The organism is Mesorhizobium sp. P2_B5 (assembly GCF_056404775.1).
Genome location: NZ_JBFUDJ010000002.1, coordinates 633,613 through 658,312, shown reverse-complemented (window position 1 = coordinate 658,312; position 24,700 = coordinate 633,613). Strand labels below are relative to the sequence as shown.

At 63.6% G+C, this 24,700-nt stretch carries 25 protein-coding genes; 12 read left to right on the top strand and 13 right to left on the bottom strand.

Annotated features, from left to right (window positions below; genetic code table 11):
• Positions 1–28 precede the first annotated feature (28 nt).
• The 10 genes from AC1D1N_RS09670 (at position 29) to AC1D1N_RS09625 (ending at position 9,641) form a co-directional block, all read left to right on the top strand.
• Entirely contained in the window at positions 29–889 is an 861-nt protein-coding gene (locus AC1D1N_RS09670) for a carbohydrate ABC transporter permease (protein ID WP_112560257.1), read from the top strand.
• The gene (locus AC1D1N_RS09665; RefSeq protein WP_477348141.1) at positions 886–1,845 is read left to right on the top strand and encodes a carbohydrate ABC transporter permease; all 960 of its coding nucleotides are present in this window, start codon (positions 886–888) and stop codon (positions 1,843–1,845) included. The genes AC1D1N_RS09670 and AC1D1N_RS09665 overlap by 4 nt, the downstream gene beginning before the upstream one ends.
• A complete protein-coding gene (locus tag AC1D1N_RS09660; protein WP_477348139.1) occupies positions 1,842–2,933 on the top strand; it encodes an ABC transporter ATP-binding protein in 1,092 nt (363 codons plus the stop codon). Before AC1D1N_RS09665 ends, AC1D1N_RS09660 begins: the two co-directional genes overlap by 4 nt.
• 4 nt (positions 2,934–2,937) lie before the next feature.
• A complete protein-coding gene (locus tag AC1D1N_RS09655) occupies positions 2,938–3,999 on the top strand; it encodes an ABC transporter ATP-binding protein (protein WP_477348137.1) in 1,062 nt (353 codons plus the stop codon).
• A 35-nt stretch (positions 4,000–4,034) separates the two neighbouring features.
• Entirely contained in the window at positions 4,035–5,123 is a 1,089-nt protein-coding gene (locus tag AC1D1N_RS09650; protein ID WP_112560261.1) for a Gfo/Idh/MocA family protein, read from the top strand.
• A 35-nt stretch (positions 5,124–5,158) separates the two neighbouring features.
• The gene (locus AC1D1N_RS09645; protein WP_112560262.1) at positions 5,159–6,073 is read left to right on the top strand and encodes a sugar phosphate isomerase/epimerase family protein; all 915 of its coding nucleotides are present in this window, start codon (positions 5,159–5,161) and stop codon (positions 6,071–6,073) included.
• A gap of 71 nt (positions 6,074–6,144) precedes the next feature.
• On the top strand, positions 6,145–7,326 hold the full coding sequence (locus tag AC1D1N_RS09640; protein WP_112560263.1) for an aldose 1-epimerase family protein: 1,182 nt from the start codon (positions 6,145–6,147) through the stop codon (positions 7,324–7,326).
• A gap of 46 nt (positions 7,327–7,372) precedes the next feature.
• A complete protein-coding gene (locus tag AC1D1N_RS09635; protein ID WP_477348135.1) occupies positions 7,373–8,458 on the top strand; it encodes a fatty acid desaturase family protein in 1,086 nt (361 codons plus the stop codon).
• 26 nt (positions 8,459–8,484) lie between these two features.
• On the top strand, positions 8,485–8,799 hold the full coding sequence (locus AC1D1N_RS09630) for a MocE family 2Fe-2S type ferredoxin (RefSeq protein WP_112560265.1): 315 nt from the start codon (positions 8,485–8,487) through the stop codon (positions 8,797–8,799).
• 38 nt (positions 8,800–8,837) lie between these two features.
• Positions 8,838–9,641, top strand: a complete 804-nt coding sequence (locus AC1D1N_RS09625; RefSeq protein ID WP_192259435.1) for a 3-methyl-2-oxobutanoate hydroxymethyltransferase — start codon at positions 8,838–8,840, stop codon at positions 9,639–9,641.
• A 25-nt stretch (positions 9,642–9,666) separates the two neighbouring features.
• On the opposite strand, the gene AC1D1N_RS09620 is transcribed toward AC1D1N_RS09625, so the two are convergent.
• Together AC1D1N_RS09620 and AC1D1N_RS09615 are read right to left on the bottom strand one after the other, a co-directional pair.
• Positions 9,667–11,148: an HAL/PAL/TAL family ammonia-lyase gene (locus AC1D1N_RS09620; RefSeq protein ID WP_477348133.1), complete on the bottom strand. Its 1,482-nt coding sequence runs from the start codon at positions 11,146–11,148 to the stop codon at positions 9,667–9,669.
• Positions 11,145–12,146, bottom strand: coding sequence for an ornithine cyclodeaminase family protein (locus tag AC1D1N_RS09615; RefSeq protein WP_477348131.1), 1,002 nt, complete (start codon positions 12,144–12,146; stop codon positions 11,145–11,147). Before AC1D1N_RS09615 ends, AC1D1N_RS09620 begins: the two co-directional genes overlap by 4 nt.
• 119 nt (positions 12,147–12,265) lie before the next feature.
• Here AC1D1N_RS09615 and AC1D1N_RS09610 point away from each other — a divergent pair, with 119 nt between their 5' ends.
• Together AC1D1N_RS09610 and AC1D1N_RS09605 are read left to right on the top strand one after the other, a co-directional pair.
• The gene (locus tag AC1D1N_RS09610; RefSeq protein WP_477348129.1) at positions 12,266–13,699 is read left to right on the top strand and encodes a DHA2 family efflux MFS transporter permease subunit; all 1,434 of its coding nucleotides are present in this window, start codon (positions 12,266–12,268) and stop codon (positions 13,697–13,699) included.
• Between the two features lie 136 nt (positions 13,700–13,835).
• Positions 13,836–14,243, top strand: a complete 408-nt coding sequence (locus tag AC1D1N_RS09605; RefSeq protein ID WP_477348127.1) for a carboxymuconolactone decarboxylase family protein — start codon at positions 13,836–13,838, stop codon at positions 14,241–14,243.
• Positions 14,244–14,459: 216 nt separating this feature from the next.
• Here AC1D1N_RS09605 and AC1D1N_RS09600 read toward each other — a convergent pair whose 3' ends face one another.
• The 11 genes from AC1D1N_RS09600 to AC1D1N_RS09550 form a co-directional block, all read right to left on the bottom strand.
• Entirely contained in the window at positions 14,460–15,347 is an 888-nt protein-coding gene (locus tag AC1D1N_RS09600) for an amidohydrolase family protein (protein WP_162712037.1), read from the bottom strand.
• On the bottom strand, positions 15,347–16,609 hold the full coding sequence (locus AC1D1N_RS09595) for a vWA domain-containing protein (RefSeq protein WP_477348125.1): 1,263 nt from the start codon (positions 16,607–16,609) through the stop codon (positions 15,347–15,349). Before AC1D1N_RS09595 ends, AC1D1N_RS09600 begins: the two co-directional genes overlap by 1 nt.
• Entirely contained in the window at positions 16,606–17,484 is an 879-nt protein-coding gene (locus tag AC1D1N_RS09590) for an AAA family ATPase (protein WP_477348123.1), read from the bottom strand. Before AC1D1N_RS09590 ends, AC1D1N_RS09595 begins: the two co-directional genes overlap by 4 nt.
• A 9-nt stretch (positions 17,485–17,493) precedes the next feature.
• Positions 17,494–18,498, bottom strand: a complete 1,005-nt coding sequence (locus AC1D1N_RS09585) for a xanthine dehydrogenase family protein molybdopterin-binding subunit (protein WP_112560273.1) — start codon at positions 18,496–18,498, stop codon at positions 17,494–17,496.
• Position 18,499: 1 nt separating this feature from the next.
• Positions 18,500–19,867, bottom strand: a complete 1,368-nt coding sequence (locus AC1D1N_RS09580) for a xanthine dehydrogenase family protein molybdopterin-binding subunit (RefSeq protein WP_112560274.1) — start codon at positions 19,865–19,867, stop codon at positions 18,500–18,502.
• A 127-nt stretch (positions 19,868–19,994) separates the two neighbouring features.
• The gene (locus AC1D1N_RS09575; RefSeq protein ID WP_112560275.1) at positions 19,995–20,477 is read right to left on the bottom strand and encodes a (2Fe-2S)-binding protein; all 483 of its coding nucleotides are present in this window, start codon (positions 20,475–20,477) and stop codon (positions 19,995–19,997) included.
• A gap of 61 nt (positions 20,478–20,538) precedes the next feature.
• Complete coding sequence (locus AC1D1N_RS09570) at positions 20,539–21,333, bottom strand: FAD binding domain-containing protein (RefSeq protein WP_477348121.1); 795 nt, start codon at positions 21,331–21,333, stop codon at positions 20,539–20,541.
• A gap of 15 nt (positions 21,334–21,348) precedes the next feature.
• Positions 21,349–21,792, bottom strand: a complete 444-nt coding sequence (locus tag AC1D1N_RS09565) for an SRPBCC family protein (protein ID WP_477348119.1) — start codon at positions 21,790–21,792, stop codon at positions 21,349–21,351.
• Between the two features lie 115 nt (positions 21,793–21,907).
• Positions 21,908–22,735, bottom strand: coding sequence for a helix-turn-helix domain-containing protein (locus AC1D1N_RS09560; RefSeq protein ID WP_477348117.1), 828 nt, complete (start codon positions 22,733–22,735; stop codon positions 21,908–21,910).
• Between the two features lie 161 nt (positions 22,736–22,896).
• The gene (locus AC1D1N_RS09555; RefSeq protein ID WP_436260713.1) at positions 22,897–23,667 is read right to left on the bottom strand and encodes an SDR family oxidoreductase; all 771 of its coding nucleotides are present in this window, start codon (positions 23,665–23,667) and stop codon (positions 22,897–22,899) included.
• A gap of 23 nt (positions 23,668–23,690) precedes the next feature.
• Positions 23,691–24,689, bottom strand: coding sequence for an ABC transporter permease (locus AC1D1N_RS09550; RefSeq protein ID WP_112560280.1), 999 nt, complete (start codon positions 24,687–24,689; stop codon positions 23,691–23,693).
• Positions 24,690–24,700: the final 11 nt, after the last annotated feature.

Genomic DNA, 24,700 nt, shown 5'->3' with positions numbered 1-24,700 from the left:
TAAACGACGCCACCAGCAAAGCAGCCAGATGAAGCGTTCCGCTCCCTTCGAGATATTCCGCTATGCCGCGATTGCCGCGGCCATGGCGGTGACGTTGATCCCGATCCTGTGGATGGTGTCGATGGCGTTCAAGCCGATCGCCGAATGGTCGGCAACCGGCGCCGAGCTGACATGGTGGCCGAAAAACCCGACGCTCAGCAATTTTCGCTTCGTCTTCGGCGAGTCCACCAACAATCTGATCGTCGCGCTTGACCGCAACGCGCTGAAACCGATCCTGTCGTCGCTGCTGTCGGCCACGTTCGGAACAGCGATCGCCATGTCGGCCGGTACCGCAGCCGCCTACGGGCTGTCGCGCTTCGGCTCGGGCCAGAACCTGCCGCTGGCGCTGATCCAGCTCAGGCTGTTTCCGCCGATGGCGGTGATGACGCCTGTCATGATCATGTGGGCTTTCCTCAATTTCACCGACAGCTGGTGGGGGCTATCGCTGATCTACGGCATCGTCACGCTGCCGTTCGCCTTCTGGCTGATGAAGACCTTTTTTGACGACATGCCGCGCGAGATCGAGGAAGCGGCCTTGGTCGAGGGCTGTTCGCGGTGGCGCGTCTTCACCCGCATCACGCTGCCGATGATGCGCGCTCCGCTGGCGAGCGCAGCGCTCTTCGTCTTCATCCTCAACTGGTCGGACTATCTGATCGCGCTGCTGTTGACGACGCGCGAATGGGTGACGATCCCCGTCTACATGGCCTCGCTGTCATCCTCGATGACCGGACAGCTCTACGGCGCCAAGGCGGCGCTCGGCCTGATCGCCGCGGTACCGCCGGTGATCATGGGCATCGCCATCCAGCGCCATCTGGTGCGCGGCCTGACCTTTGGGGCGCTCAAGCAATGAGCGCGGTGACCGCAACGATTTCGGAGGACGACATGGACGCCGTCCAGGCAAAGCCGGCCCAGCGGGACGATGGCGCAAAACTCGGCTTTCGGCTGACGCTGCCGGCGCAGATCCTGGTGCTGTTCATCGCCGTCTTCCCGCTGCTGATGCAGCTCTACATCAGCCTGACCGACTGGTCGCCGCTGTCGGGCCTCGGCTGGTGGAGCGCCTGGTCGATGTGGAACAGTTTTGCCAACTACACCGACCTTGCCGCCGATGCGCGCTTCTGGAGCGCGCTGAAGCGCACGGCCATCGTCATGATTGTTTGCGTGCCGGTGGAATTCCTGCTCGGGCTGGCGCTGGCAACGCTGTTTGCCGACGAGTTTCCGGGCAAGCGCATCTTCTATTCGGTCCTGCTGATGCCGATGATGGTGGTGCCGGCGGTGGCCGGCTACATGTTCTTCATGCTGTTCCAGTCCGGCGGCCCGGTGAACGACATCTTGTCGTCGCTCACCGGTTCTCCGGTGACCATTGCCTGGCTGTCGGACCCGACGCTGGCGCTGTTTGCCGTCATGGTCGCCGACATCTGGCAGTGGACACCGCTGATGTTCCTCATCCTGCTCGCCGGCCTGGTTGGCGTGCCGGAGGACCAGATCAAGGCGGCGACATTGCTTGGCGCCAATCCGTGGCAGCGCTTCGTCACCATCGTGCTGCCGAAGATGAAGACGATCATCATCATCGCGCTGGCGATCCGGGTGATCGAGAACTTCAAGATCTTCGACACGCTCTACATCATGACCGGCGGCGGTCCCGGCGTCGCCACCGAAACCATCTCGGTCTACATCTACAAGCTGACGACGCAGGACCTGATCTGGGGTTATGTCGCGGCGATCGCGCTGGCCATATTGATCGTGCTGTCGATCGCAGCGGTGTTTGCCATGAAGCGCATGGCGCGTACAGCGCAGATGCCGGCATGAGCGCCATCCATTTGCAGAACCTGGTCAAGAAATTCGGCGACTTCACCGCGCTGAAGACCATGGATCTGGCCATCGCCGACGGTGAGTTCATGGCGCTGCTCGGCCCCTCGGGCTGCGGCAAGTCGACGACGATGAACATGATCGCCGGCATGGAAGAGCCGACCGGCGGCAAGATCCTGTTTGGCGAGCGGGACATGGCCGGCGTGCCGATGGGGCGGCGCGGCGTCGGCTTCGTGTTCCAGAATTATGCCATCTTCACCCATATGACGGTGCGCCAGAACCTCGGCTATGGACCGAGGATGCGCGGCGCGGCGCGAGCCGAGATCGACCGCCGCGTCGGCGCCATTGCCGAGATGCTGCAGCTAACGCCGCTGCTCGACCGCAAGGCCGACCGGCTGTCGGTCAACATTCTGCAGCGCGTGGCGATTGGCCGCTCGGCGATCATGGAGCCGGCGATCTTCCTGCTCGACGAGCCGCTGTCCAATGTCGACGCCGCCTTCCGGGCCGTCATGCGCACCGAGCTGAAGCAGTTGCAGCGCCAGTTCAAGCAGACAATGGTCTATGTCACCCACGACCAGCTCGAAGCGATGACCATGGCCGACCGCATCGCTGTCATGGACCATGGCGTGCTGCAGCAGGTCGGCACGCCGCTCGAGGTCTACAACAATCCGGCCAATCTGTTCGTCGCCCGCTTCATCGGCGCGCCGGGCATGAACCTGCTCAAGGGCTGGCTGGCGGAAAGCGACCGCGGCCTGATCGTCGACCTCGGTCCGCTGGGCGCCACGCCACCGCTGCCCGACGATATCGCCGCTTCCGTGCGCCGAGCGCGCGGCGAAGTGTTTTACGGCTTTCGTCCGGAGCAGGTGACACTGGTACAGCGTGGCCTGGGCTTGTCGATGCCGGTGACCTTCGTCGAGCGGATCGGCGCGCGCACCATCGTCCATCTCGGTGAGGGTGAGAGCGCCGTGAAGGCGGTGTTCGACAATGATGTCGGCCTGGCGATCGGGCAAACCGCCATCCTCGCGCCGGCCGCGCAGTCGGTGCGCATCTTCGACGCCGCCACCGGCCGCGCCATGAAAGCGGACTGAGACCATGGCCGACATCGTCTTCCGCAATGTGACCAAGCGCTACGGCAAAACACTCGCCGTCGACGACGCCTCGTTCACGGTCAACGACAACGAGTTTTTTTGCTTTTTCGGTCCGCCGCTGTCGGGCAAGTCTACAATCCTACGCTTGGTGCTTGGGCTGGAAGCGCCTGATACGGGCGAGATCCTGATCGGCGGCAAACCGGTCAATGCGGTGTCGCCGGCCGAGCGCAACGTGGCCATGGTGTTCCAGAATCTGGCGCTGTTCCCGCATATGAGCGCGCTCGACAATGTGCGCTTCCCGCTGGTCGAACGCGGGGTCGCCGAACTCCAGATCAAAAAGCGCGTCGCCGATGTCGCCGCCAAGCTGCATATCGGTCATATCCTGCACAAGCCGCCGGCGCAGCTTTCGGGCGGCGAGCGGCAGCGCGTAGCGATTGCGCGTGCGTTGGTGCGCGATCCCAATGCCTATCTGATGGACGATCCGATCTCGGCGCTCGACGCGCGGCTGCGCGAGGAGACGCGCGTCGAGCTGAAGCGCATCCAGCGCGAACTCGGCAAGACGCTGATCTACGTCACGCACGACCAGGAGGAGGCTATGTCGGTCGCCGACCGCATCGCCATCCTGGAGAACGGCAAGATCAGGCAGATCGGCGCGCCGGCCGAAATCTACGACCGCCCAGCCAGCACCTATGTGGCGCGACTGCTCGGTTCGCCGATGATGAACATCCTGAAATCGGTGCGCGGCGCCGGCGGCGTCGAGGCGGCGGAAGGCACGATCCGCATCGCTGATAAGGCTGCTCCAACCGATGCCGTCCAGATCGGGCTCAGGCCGGAAGACATCAAGGTCGGGCCATGGGTGGATGGGACGTCAAGCCGTCCGGCGCGGGTGTTCGAGGCCGAGCCGCTCGGCGGCTATACGGTGGTGACGCTGGCCGCCGGGCAGGCACGGCTGCGGGCGCTGCTGCGCGGTCAGCCCGACATCAGGCCGGATGCAATGGTGGCGATATCCTGCGAGCCGGCCCGCGTGCATTATTTCGGACAGAGCGGGGGAGCGCTGGCACGATGACGGCGACGCTCAGAGAAGAATTTCGGGAGGACCAGATGACAAACAAGGGCTTTGAGCCGGACGTGAAGGTCCGCACGAAGGAATACAGAATCGGCTGCGTCGGCGCCGGCATGATCATGGCCGAATGCCATCTGGCTGCCTACAAGGAGGCCGGCTTTCCTGTGGTGGCGATAGCCTCGCGCACCAAGGCCAGCGCCGAGAAAGTCGCCAAGCGCTGGAGCATTCCGACCGTCCACGACACGCCGGAACAGCTGATCGAGGACACAAATGTCGAGATCATCGACCTAGCCTTTCCGCCGGACCAGCAGCCGGCGCTGATCCGCCATGCGCTGAAGCAAAAGCACATCAAGGCGATCCTGGCGCAAAAGCCGCTGGCGCTGTCGCTCGAGGATGCGATCGAGTTGCGCGACGCGGCGGCCAAGGCCGGCAAGATCCTCTCGGTCAACCAGAACATGCGCTACGACCAGTCGATGCGTGTCCTGAAGCAGATCATGGACAGCGGCGCGCTGGGCGACATCGTCTTCGCGCAGATCGACATGCACGCCATCCCGCACTGGCAGACTTTTCTCGAGGACTATGACCGGCTGACGCTCGCCAATATGAGCGTGCACCATCTCGACGTGCTGCGTTTTCTGTTTGGCGATCCCGACGAGATCACGACTCTGACGCGCAAGGACCCGCGCACAAAATTCGACCATTCCGACGGCATCACCGTGTCGACGCTGCGCTTTCCCTCCGGCGTGCTCGCGGTGTCGCTGGAAGATGTCTGGTCCGGTCCGCGCCAGGATGGCTACAAGGACGACCAGCACATCAATTGGCGCGTCGACGGCACCAAGGGTGTCGCCAAGGGCACGATCGGCTGGCCGACAGGCTCCGCCTCGACGCTGACCTACGCCTCGACCGAAACCACCGACGGCAAATGGGTGACGCCCAGCTGGGACACGATGTGGTTCCCGCATGCCTTCATCGGCGTCATGGAGCAGCTCCAGCACGCGGTGAAGACCGGCACGCCGCCGGCGCTCTCCGTCGCCGACAACGTCAAGACCATGGCGCTGGTCGAAGCCGGCTACCGCTCGATCGACAAGGGCCGCACGGTCAAGCTTTCCGAAATCTCGACAAACTGAATCAACTGAATCGCTTACAGGGAGGACTTCACACCATGATGCAATCCGGGATTTTTACGGGGTACTTCCCCTACGGGCTCGAAGAGACGGCGAAGAAAATTCGCGGCCACGGCTTCAACACCGTACAGCTCGACCTGCACTTCAAGGATATCGACCTGTCGGCCGGCCAGATCACCAAGGACAAGGCCAAAAAAGTCCGCGATACATTTCGTGCCTACGACCTGCCGATCTGCTGCATCTCGGGCTACACCAATGTCATTCATCCCGACCTCGCGCACCGCAAGGCGAATGTCGATCGGCTGAAGGAAATCATCCGCAACGCCCGCCAGCTCGGCTCGGCCTATGTGATCTCGGAAACCGGCACCTACAACACCGAGAGCGAGTGGATGAGCGATCCCAAGAACAAGTCCGAAGAGGGCTTTGAAATGTGCCGCAAGGTGATCGCCGAACTGGCGCAGGAAGCCTACGACCACGGCTCGATGTTCCTGCTCGAAACCTACGTCAACAATGTCGTCGGCTCGGTCGAGGAAACGGTGCGCATGTTCGCGCAGGTCGACCATCCCGGTCTCGGCCTGCTGATGGACCCGACCAACTATTTCGAAAGCCACAACATCGACCAGATGGACAAGGTGCTGAACCAGGTGTTCGACACGCTGGCCGACAAGGTCAAGATTGCGCACGCCAAGGATGTCGCGCGCGCCGGCGACGACAAGAGTGAGAAGCACGCCGATATCGGCGATGATGACGCGCTCGCCTCGCACACCTTCCGCGGCGTCGGCGAGATGGTGCTCAACGCACCGGGCACCGGTTCGCTCAACTACGATCTCTATCTGCAGCGCCTGGCGCAGAAGAACCCGAACATCCCTGTCATCATCGAGCATCTCTCGGAAGACGATGTGCCGAGGGCGAAGAAATTCCTCGACGACAAGTTCCGCGCCAACGGCCTTTGACACCAACACCCCTTGCGTCGCCGCTTTGCGGCGGCGCATCGCCACAGCGAAGTGAGAGAAGCGGCCGGCACATGGTAGAGCTTTACGGCAAGACGCTTTCGCGCCGGCAGGTCAGCGAACGTTCGGGCATGCTGTCGCAATTTGCCGGCGTGCGGCTGATGACACTTGGCGACGGCGTCGAACGCGGCATCCGCATGCTCGAATTCCGCACCGGCTCGGGCCTGCGCTTCACGGCGCTGGTCGACCGGGCGCTCGATATCGCCGATTGCGATTTCAGGGGCCAGGCGATCGGCTGGCATTCGCCAAGCGGGTTCCGTCATCCCGGCCTGCACGACTATGAAGGCGAGCAGGGACTTGGCTGGGCGCGTTCGTTTTCCGGGCTGCTTTTGACCTGCGGTCTCGACCATATTCTGGGCCGCGATGAAGTGTCGGCCGACACCTACAACTATCCCGGCAAGAAGAGCGTGGTCCATTCGCTGCATGGCCGCATCGGCACCATTCCGGCGCGGCTGACCGGTTATGGCGAGGCCTGGGACGGCGACCGCTGCGTGCTGTGGGCCGAGGCGATCGTCCAGCAGGCGACGGTGTTCGGCGAGGATCTGCATCTGTTGCGCCGCATCGAGGCCGATGTCGGCGGCAACGAGATCCGACTTTCCGATCGCGTCGTCAATCACGGCTTCAACCGCACGCCGCATATGTATTTCTACCACATCAATGTCAGCCATCCCTTGCTCGACGAAGGGTCGCGCTATCTGGCACCGATCAAGGATGTCGTCTGGGCCGGACATGCCGGCGAGCGCTACGAGGCGCAGCAGGTCGGCTACCGCACGATGCCGGCGCCGCAACTGGGGTTCAGCGAGCAGGTCTGGCAGCATGAAATGGCCGCCAATGCCACCGGCGAGGTGCCGGTGGCGGTGGTCAACGACCGGCTCGGCCTCGGCTTCGAAGTGGTGACGCGCAAGGACCAGCTGCCTTGCGCCTATCAGTGGCAGAATTTCCAGGCCGGACAGTATGCGCTGGGCATCGAACCCTCGACGCATCATGTGCTCGGCAACCTTGCGGCGCGTGAACGCGGCGAGATGATCTGGTTGGAGCATGGCGAAAGCCGCTCCTACGATGCGGTGTTCCGCGTTCTCGACGGCGCCGATGAGATCATCGCTGCAGAGCGCCGGATTGCTGCCATCGCGCAGCAGCCGCGCGAGGATTACCCGAAGCCGTCGGGCAATTTTCCTGGATTGGCGGGCAAGGCATGACCGGGATGCAAAACTTCGGCTGGCGGGCCGGAAATCGGAGGTCGATGTGACGGAGAAAAAGCGCGACTACAGCCTGGTTGGCGAAAGCACGCGGCGGGCGATCGAGACCGGTCTGGCCTCGGCCGAATGGTATCACACCGATGTCTCGCGCAAGGCGATGAAGGAGCTGATGCAGCGTTCGGACGGCCCGGCGATCCGTGACACCATCATCTGGATCGTCGCCATACTGGGCTCTGCTGCCGGCGGCATCTGGTTCTGGGGCACCTGGTGGTGCGTGCCGTTCTTCTTCGCCTATGGCTTGCTCTATGGCTCCTCCAGCGACTCGCGCTGGCACGAATGCGGTCATGGCACCGCATTCAGGACGCGCTGGATGAACGATGCGATTTATCAGATCGCCAGCTTCATGGTGGTGCGCAATCCGGTGACCTGGCGCTGGAGCCATGCCCGCCACCACACCGACACGATCATCGTCGGCCGCGACGCCGAGATCGCGGTGATGCGGCCGCCGGACCTGCTGCGCGCCGCCCTTGCCTTCACCGGCATTCTCGATTTCCGCTATTCGCTGCCGACACTGGTGCGCAACGCCTTCGGCAACATCTCGCCCGACGAGAAAAGCTACATCCCCGAGATGGAGCAGCCGAAGGTCATCACCGCCGCACGCTGGCATGTCGCCATCTACGTCGCGACCATCGCGCTGGCGCTCTATATGTGGTCGTTCCTGCCGCTGATGATCATCGGCCTGCCGCGCCTCTACGGCAGCTGGCACATGGTGCTGACCGGCCTGCTGCAGCATATCGGTCTGGCCGACAATGTCGTCGACCACCGGCTCAACACCCGCACCGTCTACATGAACCCGATCAGCCGCTTCATCTACTGGAACATGAATTACCATGTGGAGCATCACATGTTCCCGATGGTGCCCTACCATGCGCTGCCCCGGCTGCATGAGCTGATCAAGCATGATCTGCCGGAGCCCAACCCGTCGATGTGGCATGCCTATCGCGAGGTCTGGCCGGTGATGCTCAAGCAGCTCAAATACGAGGACTATTTCCTCAAGCGTGAACTGCCGGCGACTGCGCGGCCCTACCGGGGTGAATTCCACGACTTGAACATGTCGGCGGCGGCGGAATAGGCTTCCGATCTCAGCAGGAGAGAAAAATGGCTGACTGGGTTGAAGCGTGCGCCGTCGACGCTGTCGACGAAGAGGATGTCATCCGCTTCGATCATGGCGGTCGCAGCTTTGCGATCTATCGCTCGCCCGATGACGAATTCTTTGCCACTGACGGGTTTTGCACCCATGAGAAGACGCATCTGGCCGACGGGCTGGTCATGGACGACATCATCGAATGCCCCAAGCACAATGGCCGCTTCAACTACAAGACAGGGGCCGCCAAGGGCGCGCCTGTCTGCGTCAATCTCAGGACCTATGCAGTTAAGGTCGAGGCTGGCAAAGTGATGATCGACATCAGCTGACCGGCCTGCAGTAGCCGCAACACAAGGAAGCAAGATCGATGAGCCGGAAAAGACCGACGGTGGCCGATTTACGCGCCATGAAGGGTAAGCGCCAGCTAACCATGCTGCGCGTGCTGACCATGGATGAGGCCGAGGCCGCCGAGCGGGCAGGGGTAGACATCGTCTCGGTGCCGCCGGAGCTGGTGCTCAACCCGCAATACCGCGATGCGGCGCCCAGCCTGTTCACCATGCCGGGTGAGAATTTTTACGAGATCGGCACGGCGGACGATTTCCTGCGCTGGGCCTTCCGGCTCTACAAGGCCGGCGCCGACGCGGTCTATTGCAGCGCCGGCTTCGCCACCGTGAAGCGGCTTGCCGACGATGCCATCCCCGTCATCGGCCATGTCGGTCTCATTCCGTCGCGTGCGACCTGGACCGGCGGTTTCAAGGCCGTCGGCAAGACCGCCGACACCGCCATGCAGATCTTCGAGGCGGTCAAGCAGTATGAGGCCGTCGGCGCACTCGGCGCGGAGATCGAAGTGGTGCCGGTCGAGGTGGCGAAGGCGATCTCGGAGCGCACCTCGCTGATCATGCTGTCGATGGGAGCGGGCACCGGCTGCGATGCGCAATATCTGTTCGCCGACGACATACTCGGCCAGAACAGGGGCCACATGCCGCGCCATTCCAAGGTCTATCGCAATTTCGCAGCCGAATATGACCGCTTGCAAGCGGAGCGGGTGGCGGCGTTTTCCGAATATGTCGCCGACGTCAACAGCGGCGCTTATCCGGAAGACAAGCATGTGGTGCGCATGGACCCGGCCGAGCTCAGCCAATTCATGAAAAGAGTGGATGAAAAGGCCTGAACTCGCCGATCTGGCCTGGTCGCTGTTACGCCCGCCAACCACCGTTGGCGAGCGAGGCGTAAAGCGGCTCGGCGTCCGGGCCGAGCGGCCTGTCTTCCCTGAGGCTTGCCACGTGCGCGCGCACCGCCGCATGGATGACTCCTGTCGCCGGCGCCAGCGTCAGGCCTTCGCGCAAATCGACCGCCTGTGCTGCCGCCATCAGCTCAAAGGCGATCAACCGTCTCCACAGGCCGATCATGCCGGCGCATTTTGTAACAGCGAGCAGCGTCTGCGTCGCATGGTCCTCGACGCCTTCCGAGACCGGCAGGAAGTCGAGCATCACGGGATTGGCCTTGTGGCGGATGGCGGCGAGGATCGCCGTGACTGTCTTTTGCAGCGGCACGAAGCCGGCGGACGCGCCGCCGATTGGCGACAAATATTTGGGCAGGCCGTTGCGGCCGGAGCCGGTGAGTTGGACGAAGCGTGCGGCCGTTGCGGCTGAGGCCTGCGCGATGGCGAGGCCAAGCGTCTCGAAAGCGAGTGCCATCGAGGCGGTGTGGAAATTGCCTGTCGACAAGACCAAATTGTCCTCTTCGAGTACCAGAGGATTGTCGGCGGCGGCGTTGAGCTCGATTTCTACCGCAAGCCTTGCATTGTCGATCGCCTGGATCAGCGCGCCATGTATCGACGGCATGCAGCGGACCGAAAGCGGATCCTGCAAGGTGGTGGGCGGTGGTTGCTCGTCGCGGGCGAGCAGATCGCGTAGCTCCTTTGCCGCAAGCTGCTGGCAGGCCGCCGGACGCGCCAGATGCAGACGCGGATCGAGGATGGTGCGGTTGGTGCCAAGTGCCTCCATCGTCAGTGCGCCGGCTTGCTGCTGTTGTTCAAAGGCTGAGAGGGCATCAGCGAGCGCCAGTGCGCCGGCGCCCGTCGAGACCGCCGAAGCATTGATTAACGACAGTCCGTCTTTGGGCGCCAGGCTGACCGGCGCCAGCCGCGCCATCATCAACGCCTTTGCGGAAGGCATGCGCCGGCCTTGGTAGTCAGCCTCGCCCTCTGCAATCAGCGTGCGGGCTATCGCGGTCATCAGCAGCAGGTCGCCGGCGCCGATTGAACCTAGAGACGGCATCACAGGATGCACGCCCGCATTGAGCGCGTCGACAAGGGCGGTCAAAACAGCCGGCGAAATACCCGAACCGCCAACCGAGAACATCGCGGCGCGCGCCAGCATTGTCGCCCGCACCGCCTCTTGCGACAGCGGCTCGCCGACAGCGCCGCTGCGGCCTTCCAGCAGCTGGCGCTGGAAGGCACTGGCATCGCCTTCGACCGTGGTGCCGAGATTGGCGCCGAGCCCGGTGTTGAGGCCGTAGATCTGCTGGCCGGACGCTGCGGCCTGGTCAAGCACTTTGCGGGCTTTGTCGAGCCTCTCGATGACGCCGGGCCCGACCTCGACCTTGCGGCCGCCACGGGCGACGGCCGCGACATCCTCGACGCTGATGCCGGCGCCGCTGAGGACGAGCGCGCTCATGCGAAGCGCAGCCTCTGGCCTATGCCCTTGTCTGTGGCCTTGGCCAGCATTGCCTTGCCCAGCGCAATGTCGGACAGCGACAGGCCGCGATGCCAGAACAGGATCGTCTCGTCGTCGCTTTCGCGCCCGGCTTTCAGGCCGGCGGCGATCTGGCCGAGTTCGGCATGCAGCGTCTTTTCACTCAGCTTCCCGGTCTCGACATGGGCGCGCAGCGAGCCGAACTTGCCGCCCTTGCACTGGCCCCAATCGTCGACGACCATTTTTTGCATGATGTCGGTCAGCGACAATTCCACCGCGCTCATCGTACCATAGGGCACGACGAAAGCGCCGGGTTTGATCCATTCGGTCTTGAGCAACGGCTGCGGCTCCGAAAGCCGAGAAGCCTCGACGACGATGTCGGCGCCTTTGACGCAGCTCTCCCAGTCAGCGACCGCGGTGACTGTCTTGCCTAGATCGGCTGAAAGTTTGGCGGCAAAGCCGTCGCGGCTTTCCGGGCGGCGCGAATGGACGCGGATCTCGTCGAAATCAAAGAGATGATCGAGCAGGCGCACGTTCCAGTAGGCGGTGCCGCGCGCGCCGATATGGGCAAGCACCTTCGAGTTCTTGCGCGCCAGATGCTTGGCGCCGATGGCGGTGACGGCGCCGGTGCGCATGTCGGTGATGACGGTGGCGTCAAGGATGGCGCGCGGCGTGCCGGTGCGCGGATCGAACAGGTTCAAAATACCGAATTCCGAGGGAAGGCCGTGCAGATAGTTGTCGACATAGTCGCCGACGATCTTCACGCCGGCCGCGTCGAGCGGCGCGACGTAGCCGCGCAGCACGTTGAAATGGCCATGGAAAGCCGGATCGGGTTCGAGATGGACGCGCGGCTCGATCACCGTCTGGCCATTGCCTTGCGCGACCAGTCCGGCCTCGACGGCGGCGATGATTTCGCCGTCGGTCATCTCAAGGGCTTCGATATCGAGGGCATTGAGGTAGTCGATATAGATCGGCTTCATTTATGCGCGCGCTTTCCTCCGTCGACCCGTCCATCCCATAGCAGGCCTCGGGCTGACACGGAAGTTTGTTGGCTAGGCTCTGGACTGGGCCAGCCATATGCTGTTCAACGCGGTTCGTCATGACTGCCGTTCCCGATACCGAAGCCTCCACCGAGACCGCCAGCAATGCGCGGCGCGTGGCGCTGATCGTCGCCATCGCGTTTTTCATGCAGCTGCTGGATTCGACGATCATCTCGACCTCGCTGCCGCAGATGGGAGAATCCTTCGGCGTGCCGGCGGTGGCGATGAGCATCGGCATCACCGTCTATATGCTGACCATGGCGGTGTTCGTGCCGCTGTCGGGCTGGCTTGCCGACCGCTTCGGGGCGCGCAACATCTTCCTGCTGGCGATCGTGCTGTTCACGCTGGCCTCGCTCGCCTGCGGCTTCTCGCAAAGTCTCCCTCAATTCGTCGCCGCCCGCGTCGTGCAGGGCCTGGGCAGCGCGCTGATGACGCCGGTCGGGCGTATTCTCGTGCTACGCAATGCGCCGAAGTCGGAGCTGCTCAATGCCACGGCGCTGATCACCTGGCCAGCGCTGTTCGCGCCTGTCGTCGGGCCGGTGCTCGGCGGCTTCATCACCACCCATCTCTCCTGGCACTGGAATTTCTTCATCAACATCCCGCTTGGGCTGATTGGGCTGGCGCTGGTGGCGCGTTTTATCCCCGGCGACCGCGAGGCCGATCCCAAGCCGCTGGACTGGCCGGGATTTTTCCTGACATCGCTGGGACTTGCCCTTCTGCTCTATGGCCTCGAACGCATTGCGCATCCCGAGGATGGTGCCTTGCCGACGGTGCTGCTGGTTGCCGCCGGCATCGTCATCGGCTGGCTGGCGGTGCGGCACCTCCGGCGCGCGCCGCATCCGCTGCTCGATCTCTCCGCGTTCAAGGTGTTGACCTTCGCCATCTCGACGCTCGCCGCCGGCACCATCTTCCGTGTGGCGATCAACGCCACGCCGTTCCTGCTGCCATTGCTGTTCCAGGTTGGTTTCGGGCTTTCGCCGGTCGATGCCGGCTTGATGATCCTGGCCTATTTCCTCGGCAATCTCGGCATGAAGACGGTGACGACGCCGACGCTGCGGCGCTTTGGTTTCCGTTCGGTGATGGTCGTCAACGGCCTGATCGCCTCGGCCTCGATCATGGCCTGCGCGGCGATCTCGCCTGAGACGCCGCAGGCGCTGGTGGTGGCGCTGATGCTGGTCGCCGGCCTGTCGCGCTCGATGCAGTTCACCGCGCTGAACACGCTGGCCTTCGCCGACATCGACGCGACGCAGCGCAGCTCGGCGGCGACGCTGTCTTCCATGCTGCAGCAAATAGCGATGCTGTTCGGTGTCGCGGTGGCGGCGGCAATCCTCAATCTGTCGCAGATCGTCAGGGCGCAGCCGGCGCTCGACCTCGTCGATTTTCGCATCGCCTTCCTGGTGATCGGCGCCATAGGGCTGGTGGCGGCGTTGCGGTTCCTCGTGCTGCCGCCCGGTGCGGGCGCCGAGGTCTCCGGCCACTCGACGCAGGGTTGACGTTCAGCACCCCGGTCATGGAACATTTTTGTTGCCTGAACTGGGTAAAATTCGAAATGCGGCAAATGGATTAGCGGTTCTTGCTCACCCCTTGATTCAACCGCTTGCGGAATGATCCAAACGAAAGGGAAACATCATGGCCGCCACAAGACTGCTCAGCGATGCCGAGGTCGAGAAGATCCCGGCCTTGAAGGCGGTGTTCGATGACATCCGCGCGACGCGCAAATCGGATTTCGTCAACAATTTCTGGCGCGGGCTGGCCAATGATCCAGCCTTGCTGAAACGGACATGGGAACAGGTGAAGGTGGTGATGGCCACTGAAGGCGCTATCGATCCGCTGACCAAGGAGATGATCTACATCGCCGTGTCGACCGCCAATGGCTGCTCTTACTGCGTCCATTCGCACACGGCCGCCGCACGCGCCAAAGGCATGACCGATGCACAGCATGGCGAGCTGGTGTCGATCATCGGGCTGGCCGGGCAGACCAATCATCTGGTGACGGCCATGCAGATCCCGGTCGATCCGCAGTTTGAGGTGAAGTGAGGCGGCGGCGCGCCCTTACCTTCTCCCCCTGTGGGAGAAGGTGGCCGCGCGAAGCGAGGTCGGATGGGGGGTGTTGGAAAGGATCGCGACCTTTGAGAACTAAGCGATTGAAATCCCTTGGTCTTTTCACGTCTAGTTTCTTCCAGCACCCCTCATCCGTCTCGGCGCTGCGCGCCGATCCACCTTCTCCCACAGGGGGAGAAGGGGAGGTCCGTGCTACACCGGCCGATAAACCTTCTCAGCCGTGTTCCAGAGAATGTCGGCCTCAGCCGCCGCGCCATGCCGGGCCACTGCGGCACGGTGCGCCTTGATCAGCTCAGCGTGGCTGGTCCAGAGTTTCTCGATCGGGAAGTTCGAGCCGAACATCAGGTGGTCGCTACCCAGAATGTCGATCGCATTGTCGACGATGTAGGCGATCAGATCCGGGTCGTTGCGGTGCACGAAGGTGCCGAGTCCCGACAGCTTGGCGTAAAAATTCGGCGCGGCTGACAGCGTGCGCAGGCCGGCTTTCCAGGCTTCGGTCGTCTCCGGCTCCATGCCGGTCAGCATGCCGGCATGGGTGAGGATGAAGTTGGTTTCCGGGTTCTCGCCGACCAGCGTCAGCCCATCCTTCATCTGGGCGGGGAAAAGCTGCAGGTCGAACGACAGGCCATAGTCCTTCAGCCGCGCCACATTGGCCCGCACCTTTGGGTCGATGACCTGGTCGGCCGAGGCAGCGAAGCGGAAGGCCGGCGTCTCATGCCAGTGCAGCTGCATGCGCACGCCGCGCAGCAGGGGGTATTTCATCAGCCGGTCGATCTGGTGCCGGACGTCGTCCACGGTCATGTCGGCGTAGCCAACAATGGCATGCGGCCAGCCGGTTTCATCAGCAGTCTTCTGCAGGAAAGCGACCTCTTTTTCGAAATCCTCCTTGGCCCAGTTGGTCTGGACATAGACCGCCTTTTCGACGCCGGCGCCTTTCTGGTCGTCGAGAAACTCCGTGATCGGATAGTCGCGGCGGATCGGCTCGTACGGCCCGAAGATGCGCGGCACCATCGGACCGACCAGCCAGGGCTGATCCTGCTGGCGCCAGATGTGGAAATGCGCGTCGATGGCTTTCTGCATCACGATACCCTTTTCCAGATTGTCGATGCCGCTGGGGCAGGGCGGGCGAGCGACAGGATGAAATCGGTGAGGCTGTTCAGCGACGAGCCGTCGATGAGATCGTCGAGGTCAGGCAGGATGGCGCGCAGCGCCACCGTCGCCGGCTGAAAGCGCGGATCGCCGGCCAAAGGTGTTGCCAGCGAAAGCCGGAAGGCGCGGGCGCTCAGGCGGCGTATCGCGGTTTCGAGATCGGCATGGTCGCCGCGTTCCAGCGCATCCGACAGGATGACGACTGCAGCACCGCGCGCGAAGGCCGAGAAGCGCGGCACCGAGAGGAAGGCGAGCAGCGTCGGCCCCATGCGCGTGCCGCCGTCCCAATCGTCGACCAGTGCAGCGGCGCGCGCCAGCGCCTGGTCACGATCACGGATGCGCATTGTCGAGGTGATGCGGGTCAGCCGCGTGCCGAAGGTGAAGACTTCCGCGCGGTCGGCGCCTTGCACGGTCGCATGCGCCAGTTTGAGATAGTCGGCAGTATGCAGCTTCATCGAGCCGGAGATATCGATCAAGAGCAGCAGCTTGCGTGGCACGGTCTGGCGGCGGCGAAGCTGCGGCGAGGGGATGTCGCCATCGGCGCTGACGATTTCGCTGAGCGACCGGCGCAGGTCGAGCGTGCCGCGCGAACGGGTGCGCATGGTGCGGAAGGAGCGGCGCGCGGGCAGCGCGGAAGCGAGCTTGCGGCGGAAGGGGCCAAGGCCATCATCGTCGCGCTGGAAGTCGCGGCTGCTCAGCTGTTCGATCGCCGACGACAATTCGCCACCTTTCTCCTGGCGCGTGGTCTGGTTCTTTTCCTCGCGCGCGCCGTGATCGTCCTTGATGCGGGTTTCCTCGTCTTCTTCGCCTGCGATCGAGGGTCTGGCGTCGCCATAGAAATGGCTGCGGAAATGCGCCTCGAATTCGCCGAGGCGGTCTGGTGAGGGCGCGAGCGTTGCGAGCGCCGCCTCGCGGATGTCGGCCATGGAGCGCGGGCCGAGCAGGGTAATGGCCTGCATGAAGCTGGAGACTTGCTCGGGTGCGATGGGAAAGGCGTGGTGGCGCAGCAAGCGGGCGAAGCCGAGCAAGGGTTCGGCGGCGCGGGGCAAGCTCTCCTCGCCCGGAGAGGATGCCGGCAGGCAGGTGAGGGGCAGCGCCACCTTCTGCCCACCATGGCGCCGCCCCTCATCCGCCCCTTCGGGGCACCTTCTCCCCGTAAACGGGGCGAAGGGGTCGTTGAGGTCCCGGCTCACGCCAGCGCCTCCTCGACAATCCGGCCAAGCTCCGGCGTTATCACGGACAAATCCTCCTCATCCTTGATCAGCACGCCGATGGCGCGGCGGAAGGCTTCCGGCCACGGGCTGCCGCCCTTCTCCAATATGGTGGCGGCGTTGGCCCACTCTACGGCCTCGGAGATGCCCGGCGGCTTGGCGAGCGGGCGGCCGCGGATCTCCTGCACGGCATTGGCGACCGCACGCGCGGTGGCCTCGGCGACACCGGCGCGCAGCATGATGATCTCGGCCTCGCGCTTTGCGTCGGGATAGCCGATCCAATGATAGACGCAGCGCCGGCGCAGCGCCTCGGCAAGTTCCCGGGTGCGGTTGGAGGTCAGGATGACGATCGGCTGCGCTTCGGCGCGGATGGTGCCGCGCTCCGGGATGCTGATCTGGAAATCGGAGAGGAATTCGAGCAGCAGCGCTTCGAACTCATGGTCGGAGCGGTCGACCTCGTCGACCAGCAGCACTCGCTGTTCTGGCGCCCGCAGCACTTGGAGCAACGGCCTGGCGATCAAAAAACGGTTGTCATAAATGTCGATCTCGTGCTCGCCGGCATGGCGGATGGCGAGCAGCTGGCGCTGGTAATTCCATTCGTAGAGCGCATGCGCGGCGTCGATGCCTTCATAGCATTGCAGCCGCACCAGATCTCGGCCGAGAGCTTCGGCGATGGCCTTCGCCGCTTCCGTCTTGCCGACGCCGGGCGCGCCTTCGAGCAGCAGCGGCTTGCCGAGCCGAATGGCGAGGAAGATGGCGGTGGCAAGACTGTCGTCGGCGAGATAGCGCGAGGCGGCCAGATGCTGCGCCACCGCCTCCGGTGAGGTCGCGACAGTCTCGGCAGTCACCTCCGGCATTTCCAGTCCTCAGCTCGCCGCTTGCGCCTTGAGCGCGCGCAGGATGCGCTCCGGCGTGATCGGCAGCGTGTCGATACGCACGCCGACGGCGTCGAAGACGGCATTGGCGACCGCCGGTATCTGCGGGTTGGCGCACATTTCCCCCGGCCCCTTGGCGCCATAGGGCCCGTCGGCGGACGGTCGCTCCAGCACGATGATCTCGGTCTCGGCGAGGTCGCCCGGTCCCGGCATCAGATACTGGTTGAAGTCGATGCCGCCATGGTCGCGGTTGGGATAATACGGTTCGGTGGTTTCGTAGAGCGCATGGCTGATGCCCATCCAGGAGCCGCCGACCAGTTGCTGCTCGACCATTTTCGGGTTGAGCGCGCGGCCGATCTCGAAAATGTTCTTCACCGTCAGCACGGTGACTTCGCCGGTTTCGTCATCGACCTCGACCTCGGCCACAGTGCAGGCATGGGCGTAGCAAGTCGACGGCTTCATCGCGCCGGTTTCCTTCTCCGGATAGGAGCGCGGGATCAGGAACATGCCGCGTCCGGAGATCGAGCGGCCGCGCTTGAAATGCGCCGACAGCGCGACATCGAAGATCGAGATCGATTTCTGCGGTGCGCCCTTGACCAGGATGTTGCCCTCGCCATCCGTCTCGAGGTCGGAGGCGTTCACTTCCAGCTCTTCCGCCGCCACTTCCAGCATCACCTGGCGGGCTTCCTTGGCCGCCTGGATGACGGCATTGCCGGCGCGATGCGTGCCGCGCGAGGCGAAGGTGCCCATGCAGTGCGGACCGGTGTCGGTATCGGCGGTGTCGATGATGACGCGGTCGGTGGGCACACCTATCGTCTCGGCGCAGATCTGCGCCATGATCTGCTTCAGGCCCTGGCCGAGATCGACCGAAGATAGCGTCACCATGAAATTACCGGTCGGCGTCGAATGCACCAGCGCCTGGGTCGGATCGCCGCCGAGATTCATACCTGTCGGATAGTTGATCGCGGCGACGCCGCGTCCGCGCCGGATCGCCATCTCAGGCTCCCTTCTTGTAGGAGGACATCGCCATGTATTTTTCGGCCACCGGCCAGTTGGCGGCGCGCGAGGCCTCCTGCATGCACTCGATCAGCGCTGCGCCTTCGGTCGGCTGGCGATGCGCCTTCATGTCGCCGTCGCGATAGGCGTTGATGAAGCGGAATTCGAGCGGGTCCATGCCGATCAGCCGCGCCAGCTTGTCCATCTGCACCTCCAGCGCAAAGTCGCCGATGGTGACGCCGAAGCCGCGCATGGCCGACGAGGGCGTGCGGTTGGTGTAGACGCAGTAGGTGTCGATCCAGACATTGGGGATCGTATAGGGCCCGGGATAGTGCGCAGCACCCTTCTGCGCGCCATAGGGCGAGTGGCGCGAATAGGCGCCGGCGTCGGTGTAGCCGGTGACTTTGCGCGCGACGATGCGGCCATCCTTCATCACGCCGTCCTTGATGACGACCTTTTCGGCCGCGCGCGGTGACGAGATCTGCATTTCCTCCTCACGGCTGTAGATGAAACAGACCGGTCGTCCGGTTAGTTTGGCGCCGAGGATGGCAATCGGCTCGACGATGACATCGACCTTGCCGCCAAAGCCGCCGCCGACCGTGCCGCCGACGAAATGCAACTTCGAGCCCGGCATCTGCAGGATGATCGAGGCGTTATCGAGTGTGAAGAACATCGCCTGTGTGTTGGTGTAGCAGGTGAAGCGGTCATTGCCTTCGGGCACCACGACGCAGCCGGTGGTCTCGGTCGGCGCATGCTCGATCGGCGAGGACTGGTAGCTCTGCTCGAGGATATGGTCGGCCTCGGCAAAGCCTTCCTCGACATCGCCGAAGCGCACCTTGCGGCATTCGCCACTGTCGTAGAGATAATAGTTCTGACCGTGGTATTCGTTGACCAACGGTGCGCCGGGTTTCAGCGCTTCCTCCATATCGAAGACGGCCGGCAGCACTTCGTAGTCAACCTTGACCTTGGCGGCGGCTTCCTGCGCCGCGCGTTCGGTCTCGGCCAGTACGGCCACCACGGCCTCGCCCTTCCAGCGCACCTTGCCATCGGCCAGCACCGTCTCGTCCTCCGGGCCGATCTGGATCAGGATCAGGATGGTATAGACATTGTGCGGCACGTCCTTGGCGGTGAGGATTTTCACCACGCCCGGATGCTTCTCGGCTTCGGAGGTGTCGATCGAGCGAATACGGGCGTGATGGTGCGGGCTGCGCACCATTTTCAGGTGGAGCATGCCAGGGAAATTGCGGTCGGCGAAATAGGCGGTCTTGCCCGTGACATGGCCCGGCGAATCCAGCCGCGGACGCCCCTGGCCGATCTCGTGCAGGCCGTCCTTGCGCTGATCGGCGAAATAGCTCTTGCGCAGTTCCATTCTCTTGGTCCCCTCAGAGCATGATGCCGAAAAGTGTGAAGCGGTTTTCGGACGACATCATGCTCTATCTCTTTGATTTAGAGCCGGATTCAGATTTCAGGTCGATTCGACCTGAAATCATCCGGCTCTAGGCGGCGTTCTGCGAATTGGCCCGCGCGGCAGTGAGCACCGCCTGAATGATCGGCTCATAGCCGGTGCAGCGGCAGATGTTGCCGGACAGCGCCTCGACAACGTCGTCGCGGCTGGGGTTGGGCGTGTGGTCGAGCAGCACCTTGGCAGCCATGATCATGCCCGGTGTGCAGAAGCCGCATTGCGTGGCGAAGGCATCGAGGAAGGCGCGCTGCAGCGGGTGCAGAACGCCGGCCTCGGCGAGGCCCGATGTCGTGGTGATCGTCGCGCCGTTGCAGGTTTCGGCCAGCGTTAGACAGGAGAGTTTTAACTCGCCGTCGATGATGACCGAACAGGCGCCGCACGTGCCCTGATGGCAGCCGCCCTTCGGCGAGGTGTCGCCGATTTTGTCGCGCAGCCCATGCAGCAGCGTCGTGCCGCCCTCGACGAATTCGGCCTTCTCGCTGCCGTTGAGCGTGAACTGAACCGGAACCTTTGCCATGTTTTCCTCCCAGCGCGCCTGCCCGATTGATCGGACAGACGCGCGCCCCCCCTAGCGGTGGTTAAGTAAGCAGCAGACGACCGAGATGGACCGGCAGGACCTCGGCGCGATACCAGGCGCTGGCGATCGGGTCGGTGATCGGCGAAGTGCCTTCACCTGCCGCAGCCAGCGCTGCTGCGATGCCGTCCCGGTCAAGCCGCCTGCCGATCAGCGCCTTTTCCGCCGCGCGTGCACGCATCGGCCGGTCGGCCATGCAGCCGAGCGCGATCCGCGCCGAGGATATGGCGCCGTCGCCGGCCTGTTCGAGCGCGGCGGCGATGCTCAGCACCGAGACGCCCTTGGGCTTCACGCGCGACACTTTCAGGAAGCGGAAGCTCTCGGCCTTCGGCAGCGCGAAGCTGACTGAGGTGACGATGGCGTGGTTGTCGTCCCGCTTGGCCAAAAAATCCCCAATCGGCAATTCCCCATCATAGGTGCTGACCGTCGCATCCAGCGCCAGCAGCGTGACGGCGAAATCGCCGTAGGGCGCCGGCGCAAACAGATTGCCGCCGACGGTCGCCATGTTGCGGATCGCGGGGCCGCCGACCGCGCGCGCCGCTTTGGCGATGGCGCCGAGCTGCGGATGGCGGGCGATGGCCGCCATTGTCACGGAGGCGCCGATGCGGGCTTTGCCGCCGGCGATCTCGATGGCCGAGAGCGAGGGATCGGTGGAGCGGACAAGGCTGGTGACGGAGACATCGCCTTCATTGGCGGCGCGCACAACCAGCGTGCCGCCGCCGAGATAGCGGGTCCCCGCAGCTTTAAGCGCCGCGTTGGCGTCCCGGACGGTCGAAAAAGTCTGGAGGGCAAGCGCCATGGCAGGCTCCCGAACTCAGCTCTGGCTGGAAAAGTGGCTCTTCAGCGCGCTGAAGCCGCCCTGAAAGACATTGGCGCCCATGCCGGCGGCAATCTTGTCGGCCTCTTCGGGTGCCGCATCGAAGCTCGCGGTCCATTCGGCATAGGTGCGGTCGCCGTCGGTCACCCGGCGCAATTGCAGCGTCGCCTTGTGATTGGTCAGCGGCTGCGGCGTCTCCAGGATGGAGTAGCTAACGCGGAAATTCTCGTCGGAAAAGTCGAGCAGTTTTTCGCGAATACGCGCGCCGCTGGCGAGCTCGAAATTGCGCACGCAGCCAATGGTTTCGGCGTCTTTGCCGTCCTCGATGTGGCTCTCGACCATGCGTGGATGCCAGCCCGGCAGGCCGTTGAAGTCGCGAATGCGCGCCCAGACCTTTTCGACCGGTGCGTCGATGACGCTGGATATCGTGACATCAACCATGAGCTCGTTCCCTTGCGATCAAATTCGCATTCAAGGGTAGGGCGGCGGCCGGCTCGGCGCTTATCAAGGGGTCTTGTGGCCCTATCAAGGAGTCTGAAAAAACAGCCGTTTCGCTTCAGGCCATGGCCCGAGCCGCCTCGCGGTAGAGCGTCGGCGGCACGCCGACATGGTCGCGGAAGAAGCGCGAGAAATTGCCCTGGGTGGTGAAGCCGAGATTGCACGCAACCGAGATCAGCGGCTCCTGCGACCACTGCAGCTGCCGCACGGCTTCCTCCATGCGCAGCGTGTTCCAGTATACGTTGGGCGTCAGATTCGTCTGTTCCTTGAACAAGGCGAAGAAATGCGGGCGCGACAGGCCGACGCTGCGGGCCACGTCGTCAAACGAGATGCGCTCGCAGACATTGGCCTTCATCAGCTGGATCGCCTTGCGGACGCGGAAATCCTGCATGGTGTTGATGCGGATGCGCGCCTCCTGCGGCGCCGAGGCATCGGCGGCGTCGAGCACGCTATCGATGAAGCGCTCGATCTCGTAATTGGCGACGTTGTCGATGCTTTCATTGTCGCTCAAATGATCGAGCAGATTGGCGGCGGCCTGGTGGAGCCAGGGTTCGAGCGTGATCGCCGCCTGCGCAAACAGCGGCGCTGATGATGGCAGGTCGCGGCGCCGGCGCGCCCAGTCTGGATCGATATAGAAGGCGAGGAACAGGCCGGGCCTGCCATTCTGCGACAGGACATGGCTGTGCGGCTGGTAGGAGTTGATCCCCGCGGCGGTGCCTGGACCCAGCCGCACCGTCTCGCGGCCGATGGTCATCTCGCCCGCCGTGCCTTCCAGCCAGATGATGATATGGGCCTCGACATGAGCATGGGTGACGAAGTCGCTGGCGACATTCAGGACAGAAACATGTCCGAACCGGCCCCAATAGAGCCTGATCGCGTCCGTCATGGGTATATCCTCCCGCAGACGACTGGCCTCCCTTCGCCTGCACCCGGGATTGTGCGGCTGAGTTCGGGCTCCCGTCAAGGCGCAGGGCCAAAGCAGCCGTGTGCTGCCATGCGCGGCAGCGGATTTTCAGACTGAGCGATAGGGTTTTGCCAAGGGGTGCCTCAAACCGAAGCCGTCATGCCTCCGTCGACATAGAGCGTGTGGCCGTTCACGAAGGATGATGCGTCCGACGCCAGGAACACGGCGGCGCCGATCAGCTCGTCGACATAACCCCAGCGGCCGGCAGGCGTGCGCTTTTCCAGCCAGGCTGAGAATTCCTGGTTGTCGACCAGTGCCTGGTTCATCTCGGTGCGGAAATAGCCGGGTGCGATGGCGTTGATCTGCAAGCCGTATTTCGCCCAGTCGGTGCACATGCCACGGGTCAGGTTGCGGATCGCGCCCTTGGTCGCCGTATAGGGCGCGATGTTGGGTCGGGCGAGTTCGCTCTGCACCGAACCGATGTTGATGATCTTGCCTTTTCCGCGCCCGATCATGTTGCGGGCGACCGCCTTGCCGGCATGGAAGGCGCCGGAGACATTGGTCTTGAACAGCCGCTCCCATTGCTCTTCGGGAAAATCCTCAAGCGGAGCGCGAAATTGGATGCCGGCATTGTTGATCAGGATGTCGATCGGACCGATCTCGGCCTCGATGCGGGCGACATCCGCATCGACGGCGCGAAAGTCCGTCACGTCGAAGGCCGAGGCGTGCGCCGTGAAGCCGGCATCGCGCAAACCTGCCACCGCATTGGCAACCTTGCCGGCATCGCGGCCATTCAGCACGACACTTGCGCCATGCTCGGCAAGGCCGCGCGCCAGCGCCAGGCCGATGCCTTGGCCGGAGCCGGTGATCAGCGCCAGCCGGCCGCTAAGGTCGAACAGGGATTTCGATGTCAAAGCAATGGTTTCCAGCGGAAGGTTCAGTCATTGCGCCTGAAGTTGCGGATGCGGTCGAACAGCACCGCAAGCAGGATGGCGCCGCCGATGAACACACCTTGCCAGAAGGCATTGATGCCGAGCAGGCCAAGGCTGTTGCGGATCACTTCGATGAGTGCTGCGCCGACTATGGCGCCGAAGGCTGTGCCGACGCCGCCGGCCAGATTGGCGCCGCCGATGACGGTGGCGGCGATCACCTGCAGTTCCATGCCGGTGCCGAGATTGGTGGTGACGGCGCCCAGCCACCCAGTCTGGACGATGCCGGCAATGCCGGCCGCCAGCGCCGAGATCATATAGACGGCGACCTTGATCTGCTTGACGGGAACGCCGGTCAGCGTCGCCGCATGCTCATTGCCGCCAATGGCGAAGATATGCCGGCCGAATTTGGTCCAGCGCAGCGTGAAGCCGGTGATCAGCGCCAGAAGGATCATGTAGAGCACCGGATTGGCGATGCCGAACACCCAGGCGCCGCCGCCCAGCGCCAGAAGCTTGTCGTGGTCCGGGCCGAACTGGAAGACGACGGTGTTGTTGGAGGCGACCATGGCAAGGCTGCGCGCGATCGACAGCATGCCGAGCGTCACCACAAAGGGTGGAAAGCCGAGATAGGCAATCAATATGCCGTTAAAGGCGCCGATGGCGAGCGCGGTGGCGATCGAGGCGAGGATGCCGATTTCGATCGAATAGCCGGCATGCATGGTGACGGCCAGCACCATCGACGACAGGCACAGCACCGAGCCGACCGACAGGTCGATGCCGCCGGTGATGATGACGAACGTCATGCCGAGCGCGATGATGGCGACGAAGGTGATGTTGCGGGTGATGTTGTAGAGGTTTTTCTGCGTCGCAAAAGCGTCGGTGGCAAACGACAGGAAAATGCAGGCGAGGATGACGGCGATCACCACCCAGAAGGTCTGGCTGGCGAACATGCGCGAGAAAAAGCTGTGCTGTTTCTGCGCGATCGTCTGGTCAAGCGTGACTGCCATTTGTCGACCTT

Bases quoted from the DNA above. Each gene is read 5' to 3' on its own strand.
- AC1D1N_RS09670 (WP_112560257.1), top strand. From the start codon at position 29: ATGAAGCGTTCCGCTCCCTTCGAGATATTCCGCTATGCCGCGATTGCC.
- AC1D1N_RS09665 (WP_477348141.1), top strand. From the start codon at position 886: ATGAGCGCGGTGACCGCAACGATTTCGGAGGACGACATGGACGCCGTC.
- AC1D1N_RS09660 (WP_477348139.1), top strand. From the start codon at position 1,842: ATGAGCGCCATCCATTTGCAGAACCTGGTCAAGAAATTCGGCGACTTC.
- AC1D1N_RS09655 (WP_477348137.1), top strand. From the start codon at position 2,938: ATGGCCGACATCGTCTTCCGCAATGTGACCAAGCGCTACGGCAAAACA.
- AC1D1N_RS09650 (WP_112560261.1), top strand. From the start codon at position 4,035: ATGACAAACAAGGGCTTTGAGCCGGACGTGAAGGTCCGCACGAAGGAA.
- AC1D1N_RS09645 (WP_112560262.1), top strand. From the start codon at position 5,159: ATGATGCAATCCGGGATTTTTACGGGGTACTTCCCCTACGGGCTCGAA.
- AC1D1N_RS09640 (WP_112560263.1), top strand. From the start codon at position 6,145: ATGGTAGAGCTTTACGGCAAGACGCTTTCGCGCCGGCAGGTCAGCGAA.
- AC1D1N_RS09630 (WP_112560265.1), top strand. From the start codon at position 8,485: ATGGCTGACTGGGTTGAAGCGTGCGCCGTCGACGCTGTCGACGAAGAG.
- AC1D1N_RS09625 (WP_192259435.1), top strand. From the start codon at position 8,838: ATGAGCCGGAAAAGACCGACGGTGGCCGATTTACGCGCCATGAAGGGT.
- AC1D1N_RS09620 (WP_477348133.1), bottom strand. From the start codon at position 11,148: ATGAGCGCGCTCGTCCTCAGCGGCGCCGGCATCAGCGTCGAGGATGTC.
- AC1D1N_RS09615 (WP_477348131.1), bottom strand. From the start codon at position 12,146: ATGAAGCCGATCTATATCGACTACCTCAATGCCCTCGATATCGAAGCC.
- AC1D1N_RS09610 (WP_477348129.1), top strand. From the start codon at position 12,266: ATGACTGCCGTTCCCGATACCGAAGCCTCCACCGAGACCGCCAGCAAT.
- AC1D1N_RS09605 (WP_477348127.1), top strand. From the start codon at position 13,836: ATGGCCGCCACAAGACTGCTCAGCGATGCCGAGGTCGAGAAGATCCCG.
- AC1D1N_RS09600 (WP_162712037.1), bottom strand. From the start codon at position 15,347: ATGCAGAAAGCCATCGACGCGCATTTCCACATCTGGCGCCAGCAGGAT.
- AC1D1N_RS09590 (WP_477348123.1), bottom strand. From the start codon at position 17,484: ATGCCGGAGGTGACTGCCGAGACTGTCGCGACCTCACCGGAGGCGGTG.
- AC1D1N_RS09585 (WP_112560273.1), bottom strand. From the start codon at position 18,498: ATGGCGATCCGGCGCGGACGCGGCGTCGCCGCGATCAACTATCCGACA.
- AC1D1N_RS09580 (WP_112560274.1), bottom strand. From the start codon at position 19,867: ATGGAACTGCGCAAGAGCTATTTCGCCGATCAGCGCAAGGACGGCCTG.
- AC1D1N_RS09575 (WP_112560275.1), bottom strand. From the start codon at position 20,477: ATGGCAAAGGTTCCGGTTCAGTTCACGCTCAACGGCAGCGAGAAGGCC.
- AC1D1N_RS09570 (WP_477348121.1), bottom strand. From the start codon at position 21,333: ATGGCGCTTGCCCTCCAGACTTTTTCGACCGTCCGGGACGCCAACGCG.
- AC1D1N_RS09565 (WP_477348119.1), bottom strand. From the start codon at position 21,792: ATGGTTGATGTCACGATATCCAGCGTCATCGACGCACCGGTCGAAAAG.
- AC1D1N_RS09560 (WP_477348117.1), bottom strand. From the start codon at position 22,735: ATGACGGACGCGATCAGGCTCTATTGGGGCCGGTTCGGACATGTTTCT.
- AC1D1N_RS09550 (WP_112560280.1), bottom strand. From the start codon at position 24,689: ATGGCAGTCACGCTTGACCAGACGATCGCGCAGAAACAGCACAGCTTT.